A 431-nucleotide genomic window follows, 5' to 3' on the forward strand; every position below is an offset into this window, starting at 1 on the left:
GCGTCATCATCTTGGTCAGCGAGGCGGGGTAGCGCTGCGCCGTCGAGCTGACCTCGAACAGCTGCTTGCCGGTCCTGGCGTCAACCACGATGGCCGCATATTTCTGCGCCGGCGCGGGCACGGCCAGCACGCTGTCGGGCGGCGTCGTGGCGCAGCCGGCCAGCAGCACCAGCAGGGCTAGTGCCGCAAAAACTCTCTGGATGAGCGGAAAGGGACGCAGGTAGGACAAGGGCTGGACTGTTCTGGGTCGGCTGTTGCTGAGATGAGACGACGCTAACGTAACGCGGCTGTTGCGTCCATTTGGTTAATGCCGGTTAGCCCCAGGATTGTCGAGCCTCGCAAGCTTGGCATCCGCCCCGAAAACGCCGGTTTTCCCGTGTCTTTGCTTGCCAAGGCCGCGTTTCCCGTGGGAAGGGGCGTGGTATCGAGGG

Annotated in this window: 1 pseudogene; it reads right to left on the reverse strand. The window is 63.8% G+C overall.

The annotated features are described in order from the left end of the window. Positions 1-229 (reverse strand): annotated as a pseudogene (locus ENZ75_RS34040) (D-alanyl-D-alanine carboxypeptidase); the annotation flags it as partial. Between the last annotated feature and the right edge of the window lie 202 nt (positions 230-431).

The sequence above is a fragment of the Mesorhizobium sp. M7A.F.Ca.CA.002.04.1.1 genome, from assembly GCF_004022805.1.
In the GTDB taxonomy this organism is placed as follows: Bacteria; Pseudomonadota; Alphaproteobacteria; order Rhizobiales; family Rhizobiaceae; genus Mesorhizobium; species Mesorhizobium ciceri.